Annotated in this window: 13 protein-coding genes and 1 other annotated feature; of the genes, 8 read left to right on the forward strand and 5 right to left on the reverse strand. The window is 62.3% G+C overall.

Annotation, left to right across the window (positions count from 1 at the left end):
* The first annotated feature begins 36 nt into the window (after positions 1-36).
* Entirely contained in the window at positions 37-1,125 is a 1,089-nt protein-coding gene (locus ACZ46K_RS00920; RefSeq protein WP_464743510.1) for an IS630 family transposase, read from the forward strand.
* Between the two features lie 110 nt (positions 1,126-1,235).
* On the opposite strand, the gene ACZ46K_RS00925 is transcribed toward ACZ46K_RS00920, so the two are convergent.
* From ACZ46K_RS00925 to ACZ46K_RS00935, 3 genes are all read right to left on the reverse strand, one after another.
* The gene (locus ACZ46K_RS00925; protein WP_464743328.1) at positions 1,236-2,492 is read right to left on the reverse strand and encodes an IS701 family transposase; all 1,257 of its coding nucleotides are present in this window, start codon (positions 2,490-2,492) and stop codon (positions 1,236-1,238) included.
* Positions 2,493-2,565: 73 nt separating this feature from the next.
* The gene (locus ACZ46K_RS00930; protein WP_054804985.1) at positions 2,566-2,925 is read right to left on the reverse strand and encodes a transcriptional regulator; all 360 of its coding nucleotides are present in this window, start codon (positions 2,923-2,925) and stop codon (positions 2,566-2,568) included.
* 196 nt (positions 2,926-3,121) lie between these two features.
* On the reverse strand, positions 3,122-3,553 hold the full coding sequence (locus ACZ46K_RS00935) for a helix-turn-helix domain-containing protein (RefSeq protein ID WP_054805011.1): 432 nt from the start codon (positions 3,551-3,553) through the stop codon (positions 3,122-3,124).
* Between the two features lie 283 nt (positions 3,554-3,836).
* On the opposite strand from ACZ46K_RS00935, the gene ACZ46K_RS00940 reads away from it, so the two are divergent.
* From ACZ46K_RS00940 to ACZ46K_RS00965, 6 genes are all read left to right on the forward strand, one after another.
* A complete protein-coding gene (locus ACZ46K_RS00940) occupies positions 3,837-4,658 on the forward strand; it encodes a hypothetical protein (RefSeq protein ID WP_464743330.1) in 822 nt (273 codons plus the stop codon).
* Positions 4,655-5,161, forward strand: coding sequence for a hypothetical protein (locus ACZ46K_RS00945; protein WP_464743332.1), 507 nt, complete (start codon positions 4,655-4,657; stop codon positions 5,159-5,161). Before ACZ46K_RS00940 ends, ACZ46K_RS00945 begins: the two co-directional genes overlap by 4 nt.
* Positions 5,158-5,460 (forward strand): hypothetical protein, encoded by a 303-nt coding sequence (locus ACZ46K_RS00950; RefSeq protein ID WP_054809552.1) that lies wholly within the window; start codon positions 5,158-5,160, stop codon positions 5,458-5,460. The genes ACZ46K_RS00945 and ACZ46K_RS00950 overlap by 4 nt, the downstream gene beginning before the upstream one ends.
* A 414-nt stretch (positions 5,461-5,874) precedes the next feature.
* Positions 5,875-7,251 carry a Rep protein gene (locus ACZ46K_RS00955; RefSeq protein ID WP_464743334.1) on the forward strand — a complete coding sequence of 459 codons (1,377 nt, stop codon included), beginning with the start codon at positions 5,875-5,877 and terminating at the stop codon, positions 7,249-7,251.
* Positions 7,252-9,153: 1,902 nt separating this feature from the next.
* Positions 9,154-9,528, forward strand: coding sequence for a FadR/GntR family transcriptional regulator (locus tag ACZ46K_RS00960; RefSeq protein WP_464743336.1), 375 nt, complete (start codon positions 9,154-9,156; stop codon positions 9,526-9,528).
* 48 nt (positions 9,529-9,576) lie between these two features.
* A protein-coding gene (locus ACZ46K_RS00965) for an IS3 family transposase (RefSeq protein ID WP_464743338.1) occupies positions 9,577-10,850 on the forward strand; the annotation gives its coding sequence in 2 pieces (ribosomal slippage) (positions 9,577-9,853 and positions 9,853-10,850; 1,275 coding nt in all).
* Positions 9,849-9,980 (forward strand) — a sequence feature (AL1L pseudoknot). (Overlaps the previous gene by 132 nt.)
* A gap of 1,160 nt (positions 10,851-12,010) precedes the next feature.
* Here ACZ46K_RS00965 and ACZ46K_RS00970 read toward each other — a convergent pair.
* Both ACZ46K_RS00970 and ACZ46K_RS00975 read right to left on the reverse strand, forming a co-directional pair.
* The gene (locus tag ACZ46K_RS00970; RefSeq protein ID WP_054804991.1) at positions 12,011-12,364 is read right to left on the reverse strand and encodes an ATP-binding protein; all 354 of its coding nucleotides are present in this window, start codon (positions 12,362-12,364) and stop codon (positions 12,011-12,013) included.
* A 212-nt stretch (positions 12,365-12,576) separates the two neighbouring features.
* Positions 12,577-13,257 carry a TetR/AcrR family transcriptional regulator gene (locus ACZ46K_RS00975; RefSeq protein WP_054804992.1) on the reverse strand — a complete coding sequence of 227 codons (681 nt, stop codon included), beginning with the start codon at positions 13,255-13,257 and terminating at the stop codon, positions 12,577-12,579.
* A 181-nt stretch (positions 13,258-13,438) separates the two neighbouring features.
* Here ACZ46K_RS00975 and ACZ46K_RS00980 point away from each other — a divergent pair, with 181 nt between their 5' ends.
* On the forward strand, positions 13,439-13,729 hold the full coding sequence (locus tag ACZ46K_RS00980; RefSeq protein ID WP_464743340.1) for an alcohol dehydrogenase catalytic domain-containing protein: 291 nt from the start codon (positions 13,439-13,441) through the stop codon (positions 13,727-13,729).
* Positions 13,730-13,887 lie beyond the last annotated feature (158 nt).

The following is a 13,887-nucleotide window of genomic DNA, read 5'->3' on the forward strand; positions in this document are numbered from 1 at the left end:
CGAGACAAGGAGGTGGTCGTGGCACGCAAACCGAGCGTGTTCGTCCGATCGTTGAGCATGGAGGAAGGCCGACGGCTGCAGAAGATCAGCCGCACCGCCAAGGACCCGATCAAGCTGCGACGCGCCATCGTGGTGCTGATGTCCGCGCAAGGCCAAACGGTCAAGGACATCACCTCGTTGATGCAGGTCAGCGACGATTACGTCCGCGATATCATCCACGCGTTCAACGAGCACGGGTTCGAGGCGTTGCACCCAAAATGGAGAGGGGGACGCCCGAAGACGATCGATGAGCAGACCCGTGAGCGGATCTGCTTGATCGCCCGGACGTCCCCCGCCGATTGGAAGATCACCGCGTTCTCCACGTGGAGTCTGACCAAACTCGCCGAGCATCTGATCGCGCAGAAGGTGGTGCCGGCGATCAGCCGCGAGACGCTGCGCCGCATCCTGCGCGACGGGAAAGTCACCTGGCAGTCCACCACCACGTGGAAGGCCTCCACCGACCCGGACTTTCTGTCGAAGATGCACGCGATCCTCGCCCTCTACGACGATCCGCCAGCCGATGGGCGGGTCGTGTGTGTCGACGAGTTCGGGCCGTTGAATCTGCAGCCGCGTAAAGGGAAATCGTGGCGACCGGCCGCGCATCCGCTGCGGTTGCGGGCGACGTATCACCGCTATGACGGTGTGATGCACATGCTTGCCGCCCTCGATTTGTCCAGCGGCAGAATGTATTACCGGATCCGCCCGCGCAAGCGTGCGGGTGAGTTCCTCGACTTTCTGAAGGTGTTGCGGGCTCGGTGGCCTGGGGAGAAGTTGTATGTGGTGCTCGACAACTTCTCCCCGCACCGGCACCAGAGTGTTCGTCGGTGGGCCGATGACAACGATGTTGAGTTGGTGTTCTTGCCGACCTACGGGTCGTGGCTCAACTGGATCGAATCGGAGTTCGCGGCGTTGCGGTATTTCTCGTTGAACGGCACCGACCATCGCAGCCATGCCGAGCAGAACGCTGCGATCGCGGCATACGTGCGGTGGCGCAACACCCGTGCCGAACCAAAAACCCGCTTCGCCCCGGACTCACCGATCCGGTCGTGGACCGAGTACCCGCATTACACGGCCAAGGTTGCTTGACGAGGCACTAGTAGTACTTTGTTAGGTCGGGAACGTGTGATGACAGAGCGGGCAGGTTCCGATCCAACGAGCAAGTGCACGTTGGAGTTCACGGAGGATTCCGTAGAGCGTCAGTCCTGCCCAGTCGCTTTTGGGTCGGTCAACCGCAGAGTCGTCAGGAACAGATGTGCCGCGGAGACCAAGGTGGCGTGGTGATGCCAGCCGAGCCAGGAGCGTCCCTCGAAATGATCCAGCCCGAGACCGGTTTTCAACTCTCGGTAGTCGTGTTCGATACGCCAGCGGATCTTGGCGAGGCGGACGAGTTCATCGAGAGGCGTGTCCGCCGGCAGGGTCGACAGCCAGAAATCGGTGGGCTCGTCGGCGCCGGTAGGCCACTCGGCCAGCAACCACACCTGCGGCAGGGTGCCGTCCTCGGCGCGGGGAATGTCACGGTTCGCCGGACGGATCTGCAGGGCGGCGAACCGCGAGCGCATCGCCGCGGTGGGGTTGTCGGGGTCGGTCTTGCTGCCGCGGCGCCAGGTCACCTCGGTCAGCTCCGTGGTTCCGGCAGCAAGGACGAGGTCCTTGCAGGTCGACGGCGGGTCGTAGCGGGGTGTCGGCGGGCGGCCTCGGCCGCTGTAGGGCGCGGTCTGCGGGGCTGCGTCGCCGAGATGAGCCGTGGTGGTGCCCTTGACAGCGAGGACGTAGTCGATGCCCCGTTCGGTCAGCGCGAGCCGGAAGGCGGCGGCGTCGCCGTAGCCGGCGTCCGCGACCACCGTCGGCGCGATCCTGCCCCACTCGATCAACTCGTCGATCATCTCGATCGCCATCTCCCACTTGCGGCGATGATGCTCGTCTTCGGGGATCGCGGACCGGGTCCGGCGGGCGGTGATCGCGGCGACCGCCTCGGGGTCGGTGGTGGACTGATCGTCCCAGCTCTCGGGTAGGAACAGGCGCCAGTCCACTGGGGCCGAGGCGGCGTCGGTGGCGGCGTGCACGCTTACCGCGATCTGGCAGTTGCCGACCTTTCCGAGGGTTCCCGAGTATTGTCGGGCCACACCCGGGGAGCGGTCGCCGTCCTTGGCGAATCCGGTGTCGTCGATGACCCATGCGTCCGGTTCGATCAGATCGCATGCCTTGCGTGAGAGTGTTTTCCGGACCGGGACGACATCCCACGGTGACGTGGTCACGAATTGTTGCAGGCGTTGGTGATCGACCCCCAATCGCTGGGCCATCGGGTGCATCGATTTGCGGCGCCCGTCGAGCATCAATCCTCGTGTGTACACACCCGCGGTCGCCCGCTGGTCCTTGCGTTTCAGGGACGAGAAGACTTCCTCGACAAACGAATCGAGGCGTTCGCTGACGCCGGTCAGGGCTGCGGTATCCACCTGGTCATCGTCTCGAGAATCACGTCGAATCTCGAGTCCTCACACACGAAGTGACAAACCTAACAAAGTCCTACTAGTCGTCGTCGCGGCTGGCGAGCTTGCGGAACGGATCGTAAGTACGCGCAGCAACGTGCCCGTCCTGCGAGTCGCGTAGGTTCTGTATCCACGCGATCTGCTGTTTGATCTCTTCGTAGGTCTCTTCGTCCCCGAAATAGTCCATCGGCACCCGGAAGACCCGGCAGATATCTCGGACTACGTCCAGGCCGGGCGACGTGCGCTTCCCGTTGAGCAACTGCGACATGTAGCCGGTCGTCATCTTGCTGCCACTGAAGCGAAGCATGTCGACGATTTCGGTCTGGGTGTACGGGCCGCGATTCGGTGGATGGACGGTATCGAAAAGGTGGCGAAGTCTTTCGGCGAAGCTAGTGCTCATCCGGCCGCCCAACCTTTCAGTCCCGTCACTAACACTCGTGCGATTGCAGTACCAGCTGTATGTATGCCTCCATCCTGGCGATACGACGATCCGGATGCAACTTGCAATAGTAAGTTGCAGGTTTTAGGCTCGGCGCGAGCTTGACTTCCCCGATCGAGAGGCTGCGATGCAATCGTGCGACTGGAAGGCTTACGCCTTACGCAGGCGCACCCATCGGGCGATTTCGTACACGCTCGTAGCTCGCGCGCAGCTCCCCTTCCGAGATGCCGAGCGCAGCGGACAGCTTCTGAGCGACATTGTCGGACAACGATATTTCACCACGTTCCACGCTGCCGATAATCTGCGTGGTTACGCCGGCAGCAGCGCCAAGCATCGGCTGCGTCAACCCCCTGACAACGCGCCAGTCACCGGGATACCGGTCCGGCTCAGGAACCTTCACCACATCTGCAATCGAAACCCCGATTGCTGCCGCGGCACGAGCCAGCAGGTCGACCTGCGGGGACGAGTCACCTGTCTCCCATCGACGAATGGTGTCAGCATTGAGTCGAGACAGGCGCGCAAGTTCGCGCTGCGAGATGCCGGCAGCGCGCCGCGCTCTGGCCAGCTCGTCGGGCTGGAAGCCGCGCATCACTCGTCGACTCACAGACTGAGCCCTACCAGAAGAGTCTTCATCACTAGACACTGTGCAATCCCCTAGTTACGATGCGCACATAACAATACATTTAGAACAGTAGGTTTAGATTCTGGCAGATCGGAGACATCAAGAACCCATCCAAGACGGGACGGTCCCCCAGCTGTTAGCAGCAGCCGAGGGACCGTCCAGCAGCAAGCCGACTGTTAGCCGCAGTCGAACAAGCCAGAGGCACGCGGGTTAGCCGCCCGGGACCTCGATTGCAGATACGGAACCTGCTATGAACACATTAGTTGGCGCTGGGCCGCTACGCCTAGTGGCGGACCGTCCCGCTCCCCCTGTCAGGGAGACTCACGACACAGCCTCTGCGAGGGAGGATCCTCACCACATTCTCGCTGAGCACCTGCCGAATCTGGACGGCACCGTGTGCTCGGCCTGCGACTTCATCTATTCCAAGGACCGTCCGCTGTGCCCGCCCGTGGTCCAGGCACTGCGCACGATCACCGCACGCGCCCACACGCTGTCCTTCAGCGACTACTCGGTGGACCAACTCCGCGCGATGGAGCGGGAACACTGCGGCGTCGGCCGTTGCCGCCGGTGCGGATTCGTCTACACTGCCGGCGTGCGTCTGTGCCCGACCTCGCGCCGTATCGCCATCGAACTCGAGTCCCGCTTCAAAGCCCCCATGAGCGAGGACCGCGCAGGCCAGGGCCTGTGCTCCGGCAAGGGACAAGCGTGGACCGTCAGTGGGAACAGATCCGCTCCGTGGCGACAGGCCGTCGCAGCCTGTGCACAGTGCCCGCTACTCACGCAATGCAATACGGAGCTGGAACGCAGGCTGGCCAGTGGGGAGAAGATCCAAGATCAGATCCTGGCCGGCCGGTTGTTCTCCGGCAAAGGCGACGAGATCGCCCCCGAGAACTTCGATGCCTACGCCGACCGGTGCGGAGTCAAGACCAAACGCCGAAAGCACACATCACGGCCACGGCCGCGCCAGCCAGTGGTAACCACCCAAACTGACCTCACTTCCACTCCCCCGCAAGATGTTCAAGCATCCAACGCAGGTGAACAGCTCACCCTCTTCAGGTCGGCAGTGGCATGAAACCCAGCCTGCACCTGAACCTGTTCGAATCCATTACACAAGGCATGATCGAGACGCCAGCCGGTGATGACCGCCCCGCTACCGACCGCTGGCTGTGGTTCGCTGACTTGTACGGCAACCGCGCCTGGGGCTTGGTCTCTGTCGTCGAGGGGTTCCCGCGTATGGCGGCCAATCAGATCGCTGCGGAATGCGTGGACACCTCCGCCCCGACTGCGACGATCGAACACTGGCAGGCCATCGCAGTTGTCGCTCGCACAGCCCGCTCTGCCGCCCGCTCCCAGAGCCTCGAAAGAGCGCGGAACGCAGTAACTGATACTTGCACCGACACGATCGACCATCTCACCGAATACACCTTCGGCGGTCTCGAAGCCATCCTCGGCGCGGTCGATGCAATCGGGCACGAGCACGAGTTTCACGTTGCGATGTCCTTCGTCGACAACGCGTGCACGGCCTGGGAACGGTGCATGGCTTCGCCCGCCATCAGGGATCGGAGTGTCGCGTGAACTACCAGGTTGCCTACGACCGGAGCGGCCGCGAATGGGAGGTCCTCGCGATCGACAGCGGGTTGAAAGCCCGACTCGTTCGCGGGGTCGCCACACCTGCCGTGATGGACCTCGACGAACTCGTCGAGATGCACGGACCACTGATCATGTCCCCCGCGCGTCCCACTGCCGCCGGTGGGTTCGTGGCGCTCACCGATACTGTCGGCATTGTCGCATCCGATCCGGAAACAGCCTCGGTCGAGCAGATCAGACAGGTTGCCGCGTTCGCACAGTCGATCGTCCGGCTGCAACGTTCGTAGATTCACCTGACCGGCTCCACGCCCCGATCTCTTCCACGCAACCCCCTCTGTCGAGGTCTACGCATGGACCAGCAGGGGTTCTTCAAAATCATGCGAAATCAGAGGATACACCCATGATTGAGTAGCCCGAGCCGAAACACTCCAACAGCTGAACAGTGCAGTGACTCAACCCAAAAGGAGAAACCCACCCCAGGTGGGGTGGGTTTCAAGTGGACATCCTCAGAAGGATCTGAAGATCTTCCTACTCGAGAGAGATCGTCTGGCAGGACGATCACGCTCTGGGTGAGTTCCGAAGTTGACGCTTCGAAAGACTCGGTTACTGCTTCCCCGAAGGGACTTACCATGCCAGGTACGTCTCAGGGTAGCGCACACCCTGAAACACACTCAACCACCTACATTTCCACCACCGCCGGCGTGTCATCCGAGACCAATGGTGCCGACCTCCCACTTCCGCAGCCCTTCACTGCCGGCGAGTGGGAAGCGATCGTTGCTGCCGCCGTCGCGAACGTCGCCGCAATCGAAGCTGCCCAAGACCAGCACGATCCAGCCGACGCAGCTGTCTACGACCTGCTCGAGACCCAACCCGCAGGCACTCGCGCCGCGCTCTCGTTGCCTGTCCCCGCAGGTGCCTATGCTCGTGTCCCGACCTGGCACAGCCGCAGATACTGGCTGACCTTGTGCGAGTGGATCGTCACCCACTCCGAGAGGGGACGCGCTGCTCTCAAGCGCCACGGCATCTCCGCGAGAACATGTCTGCGGGTCTGCGCCGCACACGCCCAGTACGCCGAATTCACCACCGGACGGCACGTCTCAGCCTCTCTGGACACCCTCGCCAGTAAACAGAAGCTGTCGATCGACCAACTCAAACGCGCCCGACGCGTACTCAAGACGCTCGAACTCGGCGTCGAACTGGTCCGCGGAAAGAAACTCAACGCCACCGAACGTGAGGCCGCAGCCCGCCTCTACACCCAAGCTCACGGCCAATCCCCCGCGCGACTGCAGACCGGCGCTGCGAGCGTGTGGGCGCTATCCGCTCCGGCATGGGCGGTAGATGCCATCCCTGCCACGGAGAAGCCGCGGAAGCAGCCACAACGACGATCGCGACGCCGCCCAGCACTCCCCGCCCGGAAAATTAAAGCATCTGCCACCCGCCCTGTTTCACCGGCACAACGCAGCTCACCGAGTTCCGCACCCCAATCCCCTAGTGGTTCTTCTCTCATGTGTCTTTCCGTCAGGAAAGATCACCAAGCGCGCGAACGCGCAGGCGAAGAGAACCCGACGACAACGATGATCCGGCCCCTGGCACTGCAGCGGACCGCCGCCGAGCTGGTCGACCGAATCCCAGTACTGTGCACTGTTATCGGCATCGACGATGCGACCGGACAACGTCGAGGCCACATCGGATCGGTCTGCGACCTCCTGCTCGAAGCCGGTATCGACACCGAGCGCTGGACAGGCAGCGACATCGCACAGTCCCTGAACCGCGACGGCGCCGCTCGCGGATGGACGTGGCCGACAACCGAGGCGATGACCGCACCGTTGCGTCTGGTGGCCTACCGTCTTTCTCAGCTCGACTGGACGGGTCCCTCGCTGACCGAACGTAAACTCCACGGCCGCGAACTGGCCGACGAGACCACTGCAGATGCGGCGCATCGACTGCTCCAGGCCCATCGTCGCGCCCTCGCCGCTACGTCGGCCACGCAGGCTCCACTGGCATCGGTTGAGCATCGACGGGCTGTGCGTGCGCAACTGACAGCAGACCTCGCGGCGAAGAAGGGCTGTGCTCGTTGAATCCACCTACTCCACCGCATCACACGCTGGGACTTGACCTTGCCTGCTCGGCTCCAACACACAGGTTGACCGAATCAATCGTGTCTGCGAATCGCCGAGGTATCGATCTTCTCGTCCAGGTTCCGAAGTGCGACATGCCGAACTCCTGCTCGCTACAAGTACTTCGGCGCCGCGGCGTCCACGCAACTCATTGCAGTACGCGCTCCGCCACTGAGGGAAGCCGACAATCCTCGGCCGAGACCGTGCTAGCCGGAAGCTGTCATTACCGCGCACAGGACGGACAACGAACTGGGTCACCGCGGGCCCGCGCGCGATGGGCATAAGTCCCGCGGCTTCCATCTGCGGAAGCCCCACCCTCGTTTGCGGGGACGGCGATCGCCCGGTCCAGAGCGATGATGGATTCGCAGGCTGGTGAAGGACAACCTCAACGTCATCGATGGCAAGGCGATGATGTGCGTGCACGGCGGCGCGGGGGTCGATAAGACGCTATCGGCCAACGCCACGCCCCTCTATAGCCTGACTCCAGGAAATAGTGCAACACTCCGTTGCACATCTGGCGTCGCTGCGCCGTGGCAGAACCTGCCAGATACGAGAATGCCAATCCCGTTGGTCCGCAATGAACCACAGCCGCGGTAGCCACGTTCGACGCCTCCATGATGCACTCGTATCACTCGATCGCGGTGCGCGGGCAGTCTGCAACTTCGGACGCGTCGCTCCAGACTGTGCATCACATCATGCGGAGCAATGGTCGGACCACCAACGCCGCCCAATGCGTTGGAGCGTACCGCTACTGCGATGTGACGAACCGTGGCGGCGGCTCGCACCACAAGGAAGACCGCCTGCTGGTGACGCCCAATTCCGGCTGCCAGCACACCGCTGCACCAGCAGCCGCTTGATCCGCATCAGCAGGCACTCGACAACCCGCCCCTCCAAAAAGATTTCTGCGCCACTCCAGCGAGGTCGCACAACTACGTCACCGGTTGACGATGACGAAAAGCGTGCAGCATCAAGGAAGTCACCTTCTGACACTTGCGAACAATGTAGTACCTCAATGTCACTCAGACGATTTCTTGAACACCGATAAGCTAGATTATGTCAAGTAAAATCTAATTTGACTGCCCTGCAATCTAATTCAATGACGGATGTGGTAGATCTGCCACTCCACCGCCGTCGTTACACGACAGCTCCGTCGTGTCACCGGGTCCACCCCGGACAGCCCGCTCATCGGGACCGAAGCTTCACCACACCGTGTGCACATGGTCCGCCGGCCGTGCACATGAACAGGAACGCACCCGCATGCACGTTATGGGTTGTTCGAGCGCCACCAGCGTGCGACAGCACACCCGACGCCCAGGACGCTGCGCGCATACCGCCCGCGGCTCTATCCAGAATAATGATATTGATGGATAACCACGATTATCCATCTGAGACAATCACGAGTGGCACAGCACGTGAACCCGTGAAGCGTGCTCGGGCGACGGCGCCGCCGCGTCCATCATCGTTGTACTCGCGCATCCCCAGATAAAGCAGGTAACCCCAACGACTCGAAAGATGAGGCCATGCTCACCTGGAACTGTGACCGTCCGGGCTGCTCGGCCGTCGAGGATGCGGAGTGGATGCGTGTAGAGATTGACACGAGCGCCAGGCGGGTTCGCCTGCACTCCCCCGATTGGGCACTGGACGACAAATTGGTGCCGGAACGGCAGGCGGTGCGGTGACTCGTTTCAGCTGAATAAACACATATTTCGTGGCGCGGTCGAGAAGACAACCCCTAATTTCTGGTAGCCTAGCCTTGAATTCCTGCTTATTGGTTGGATTGGTTGAAGTCGGCAAGGGGATTTCGTGTCAGTTGAGTCCACTCCTGTGGGCAGTCCACCACTGATCGGCGGGGCTGCGCTTGCAATGCAATACGTCGAGACATTGATCGCAGACGGCTCCGTCAAGCCCGGCGGGCGCTTACCGACGGAGCGAGCCATAGCCGACACGGTCGGGTGCACGCGAACCGAAGTTCGCCGGGCACTAAATCGCCTAGAATCGATGGGTCGACTTGCCCGCCATGTCGGGCGAGGCACCTTCCTCATGGATCGCCCTGACGTCGCGCGGACCGACGTGCGTGGAACCAGTCCAGCAGATCTGATGGCCGCTCGTATGTCCTGGGAACCTCAGGTTGCGATGATTGCAGCGGCAGCGGCAGCGGCAGCGGCAGCGGAACAAGATTTCGAAGAGATGCATCGTTGCCTTGAAGGTGGTGACCGTTCCGATGGTTTCGATGAGTGAACCGTCCCGGGTTTGATGCACACCTTCTTTCTTGGGAAGGTGAACCTTATGCCGAATGTCTATCCAGCCGAGGTACGGGAGAAGGCCGTGCGCCTGGTCCTCGAACACCGTGGTGACTACGCCTCGGAATACGAGGCGATCCGCACAATCGCCGAACGGATGTCACTGAAGACCGAGACCGTCCGGGTGTGGGTCCGCAAGGCCGAAGCGGCGGGCGGTGGCACCCCGGCTGCGTCGACGTCCGAGGCGGAGATCGAACTGCGGGCATTGCGCCGGAAGAACGCCGAGCTCGAGAAAACCATCGAAATACTCAAGGCCGCAACGTCTTTCTTCGCGCGGGAGTGCGACCCGCCACGCAAGTGATCTGCCGGTTCATCGCCGAACACCGCGAGGAATTCGGGGTCGCACCGATCTGCCGGGTGCTCACCGAGCACGGCGCCGCGATCGCCCCGAGAACCTTCTACGCCTGGCTGGCACGCCCATTGTCCAAGCGCGCGTTGTGGGACGCCACCATCACCGCGGTGCTCGCCTCCTACTACGTCGAGCGGGACGAGCACGGCAGACGCAAACCGGAGTCGCTGTACGGCTCGCTGAAGATGTGGGCCCACCTGCAACGTCAGGGCATCGAGGTGGCCCGCTGCACCGTGGAACGACTCATGCGCGTGAACGGGTGGCGCGGTGCCACCCGGGCGAAGAGGGTCCGCACCACCATCGCGGAGCCGTCGGCGCCGCGGCCACCGGATCTGGTCGACCGGAACTTCCGGGTCGAGCGGCCCGATGCGCTCTATGTCGCCGACTTCACGTATGTGCGGATGGTGCCCTGCTTCGCGTACACGGCGTTCGTGATCGACGCGTTCGCCGGCACGATCGTCGGTTGGGAGGTGTCGACGTCGAAGGAAACAGCGTTCGTGGAGCGGGCGGTGAATCAGGCCTGCATGCTGCGGGCGATGCAAGGTAACCCGTTGCGCGAGAGAACTATTCACCACTCGGATGCCGGCTCTCAATATACGGCTCTTCGATTCGGAGAAACCCTGTTCCTGCAAGGGCTTCGGCCGTCGATCGGGTCGGTAGGTGACGCCTACGATAATGCCCTGGCGGAGACGACGATCGGGTTGTACAAGGCCGAGTGCATCGCCGACGATTCCCCGTTCCGCAAGGGGCCGTTGCGCATTGTCGGTGACGTCGAGGAGGCCACCTCGGCGTGGGTGCATTGGTACAACACCGGCCGGCTCATGCATCGTCTCGGGCGGATCCCACCGGCCGAGTACGAAGCCAAGTACTACGCTGAACACCGTGCCGATCAACCGGTCGCACACAAATGACAGTGTGTGCATGAGACCCGGGATGGTTCACTGGTGCGGGTGCAGACCACCTGGTTTCTGGCACTTCCTGATTGCGGTCATCCTAGGCCCTCGTTTGCGCGCAACCAGAGACGTCGTCAGACAAGTGCCCGCGTCCACCGCCTGGCTTGCCATCGCAGGAATCATGGTGCGGAGATGGAAGTAGCCGGATACTGCTCTTGCTGGTCTTCCAGACTCCAACAACCCCTCCGATGAATACGCTGCATCGAAATACGCTCGTCAGCAATACAAATGGATGGGAACATCAATATGAAGGCTCACCAGCGAACCGCTACCGATCGCGGGCGCACATCGACAAGGGTCGTCTCTGGCGCTGTGTACGACGCCGATCTCTACCTGGAACTCGCGATCTCGCTCGAAAGCACCGTCTCTCGGGTGACGTCAAGATGGAAGCAGCGACAGTCTTGTGAACGCCAGGAGCGGGACGCGCGCAACGTCGGACGGGAAGGGTAAATCGCTCACAATGTGACAGCTCGAAGTACTGATCTGGTGGAGGTAGGAACCGAATACGCCGGAAAGGGGCCGCGGCCAGGTATCCCCTAATGCGACAGGGCAGCACCGCCCTGCAGCGGATGAGCGCCACCAGTGCGTAGCCGCTTGCCACCTCACGGCGAGCGATACCGACACCTCGTGTCCGAATACACCGGGAAACAGCACGGTCAGGCCCTGACCAGGCGCCACCGCGCCCCTTCCCAAATGCTGGCACTCCCTAGTCTTCAGCTATCCGCGCTCGGATCCTGTCCTGCGCAATGAACACCACAATGCCGACCCAGACCACCCACAACGGCCAGGGCGCATCCAACGCCCACAGGCTCGCGCCGGTGCTCGCCGTTACCGCAATGTCGTAGTTGCGTCTCCATATGCGTCCAGTCTGCCGTGTGCCCCATCGGGCGGGCATGGGCAGGTCCCCCGACTGCAAATGCTGAGGGAAGCATATTTCCAGGTCTGCAATGCCGAGCATCATCGCCCGCTGAATCCCTCCACCGATTCATTATCGGACCCGATCTGGACCGCCTGAACCGTCGAAGATGCACTCGCACTCAATAACAACACCCGGACCTGCGTCATTCTCACCGAGGCCCCACGACGACGTCCTCTGCGACCGATTCGAATGTGCAGAGCTATCGGTAGTACGCCCACCCGGCCATCCGGATCTCATATGTCACAGAGTCCACTAGTACGACATGGGTGCCCACCGAGCTGGACGTGACCACCGTGTCGGTCGTGAGCTTGCGGATCAGCGCCAGACCGTGACCGTGGGACCCTTTCTCGTCGGGCGGCGTCGCGCCAGTAGCCGCGATCGGCGACCCGCACCCCGAGGTAACGATCGTCGCGGCGGTAGGTTGCCTCGGGGTCCACGGTCGCGGACTCGTCCCGGACTGGTACGCGTGCTCGACGGCGTTCGCCAACGCTTCGTAACTCGCCAACACGATGTCGCACTCGAGGTCTGCGTCGAGGCGCAGCGTGCTCAACACTGCCGCATCACCTGGCGTAGGCCGGCGATCTCGGTCGAGTTCGCATGTACACCGCGGAAAAGAATCCCCCGGAAATGAACGATGCTGTGTCGTCGAGGTGAGTCTGCATGAGCTCCTCGGCTGGTCACGGCGACAACATATGCCATGCCTCGCGCGGATGTGCCAGCCCCTCGCCGGTCATGCGGTTCCGGCACTCGATGTGGCCTGGTGGCTCAGGGGAACTCCCTGAACACAGGGACTTCCTGGGATGAGCCTTCGAGCGCCGCGAGTGTCGCCGCTGAAGGCGGCGTGGTCAAGATGCCGACGAGGAGATCCAGGAGTTGACTCACGTGGAGCGTATACGGGGCCACGGCCATCCCTTGCATGCGTGCGCGATGCCGGTCAGCTGATATGTGCACGCACACTGCCGATGCCTGACGCATCCGCATGTCACGAATCGGTTGTGGGATGTGGTCGAGGAGCGGACCGAGTCGGGCGTAGTAGTTGCGTTTGGACTCGCGGTGGCCCGCGGTGAGGTCATCCAGGGGATGGTTTTCCAGGAACTGCTGCTCCAGAAAAGGCAGGTAGTAGCAGTCCTGGTCCTCCGCCAGCTCGATCAACGGCAGCTGGTGCGCTTCGACGATCTGCCGAACATCGCCACCCGAGAGGCGGGCTTCGAGCAGCTCACGACGGCGCGTCAGACCGTCGATCCGGTTGACCAAAATCGCCTGGATCAGATTCTCTTTGGTACCGAAGTGGTACTGCACAGCGGACTTGTTCGCCATGCCGGCGGCAACACCGATGTGGCGAAGGGGAACTCCGTCGAGCCCGTGGAGAGCGTAGAGACGTTCAGCGGTGAGTACCAGCTGCTGCTTCGGTGACGGAGCGATGGGGTGTGGCCGCTGTTCTGACATGCATCAAATGTAACCACCTCTGGACAACTTAAGTCTTGAGGCTTACAGTTCAGTCCTATAGCTGACGTGAGCGCTTCGTGGATCGTCACGAAGGGGCACTCGAGTACGAAAACGAACGTGCGAGTGCATTATCCGAAGGGTGCAGCCATGAGCCGGGCCATCGTCTTCTCCGGTCACGAGAGTGTGGGAGGAGCGTGAGCTTCCGGAGCCTGAGCCGCCCATCGGTGGCGCGGGTCGAAGCAACGGGGTGTGTCACAGCGATGTCGACCATTTTCGCGGCAACATCCATACGTCGTGGGGCGGCGCCTTCCCATCCGTACCCGGCCACGAAATCGTCGGTCGTATCGACAAGATCCGACCGGAGACGGCAGCCGAGTGGGGTGCGGCGGAGGGCGACCGAGTTGCGGTGCGCGAAGATCGCCCCGCCGACGAGTTGACGTTCTTCGAGCCGTTGAGTTGCGCCGTCACGTAGGTGACGCCGACGCGGCAAGGTGATGTTGGCAAGATCGATTCTGCCTCGACCATGCGCTGCGCGTCGGCGACGACCACGCGCTCGACGTCGAGAACGAAGACGTCGTCGAAAGGGTCCGCGAGATCACGAACGGACAGATGGTCGATGTCGTGATCGAC

It is taken from the genome of Rhodococcus sp. JCM 9793 (assembly GCF_055380405.1).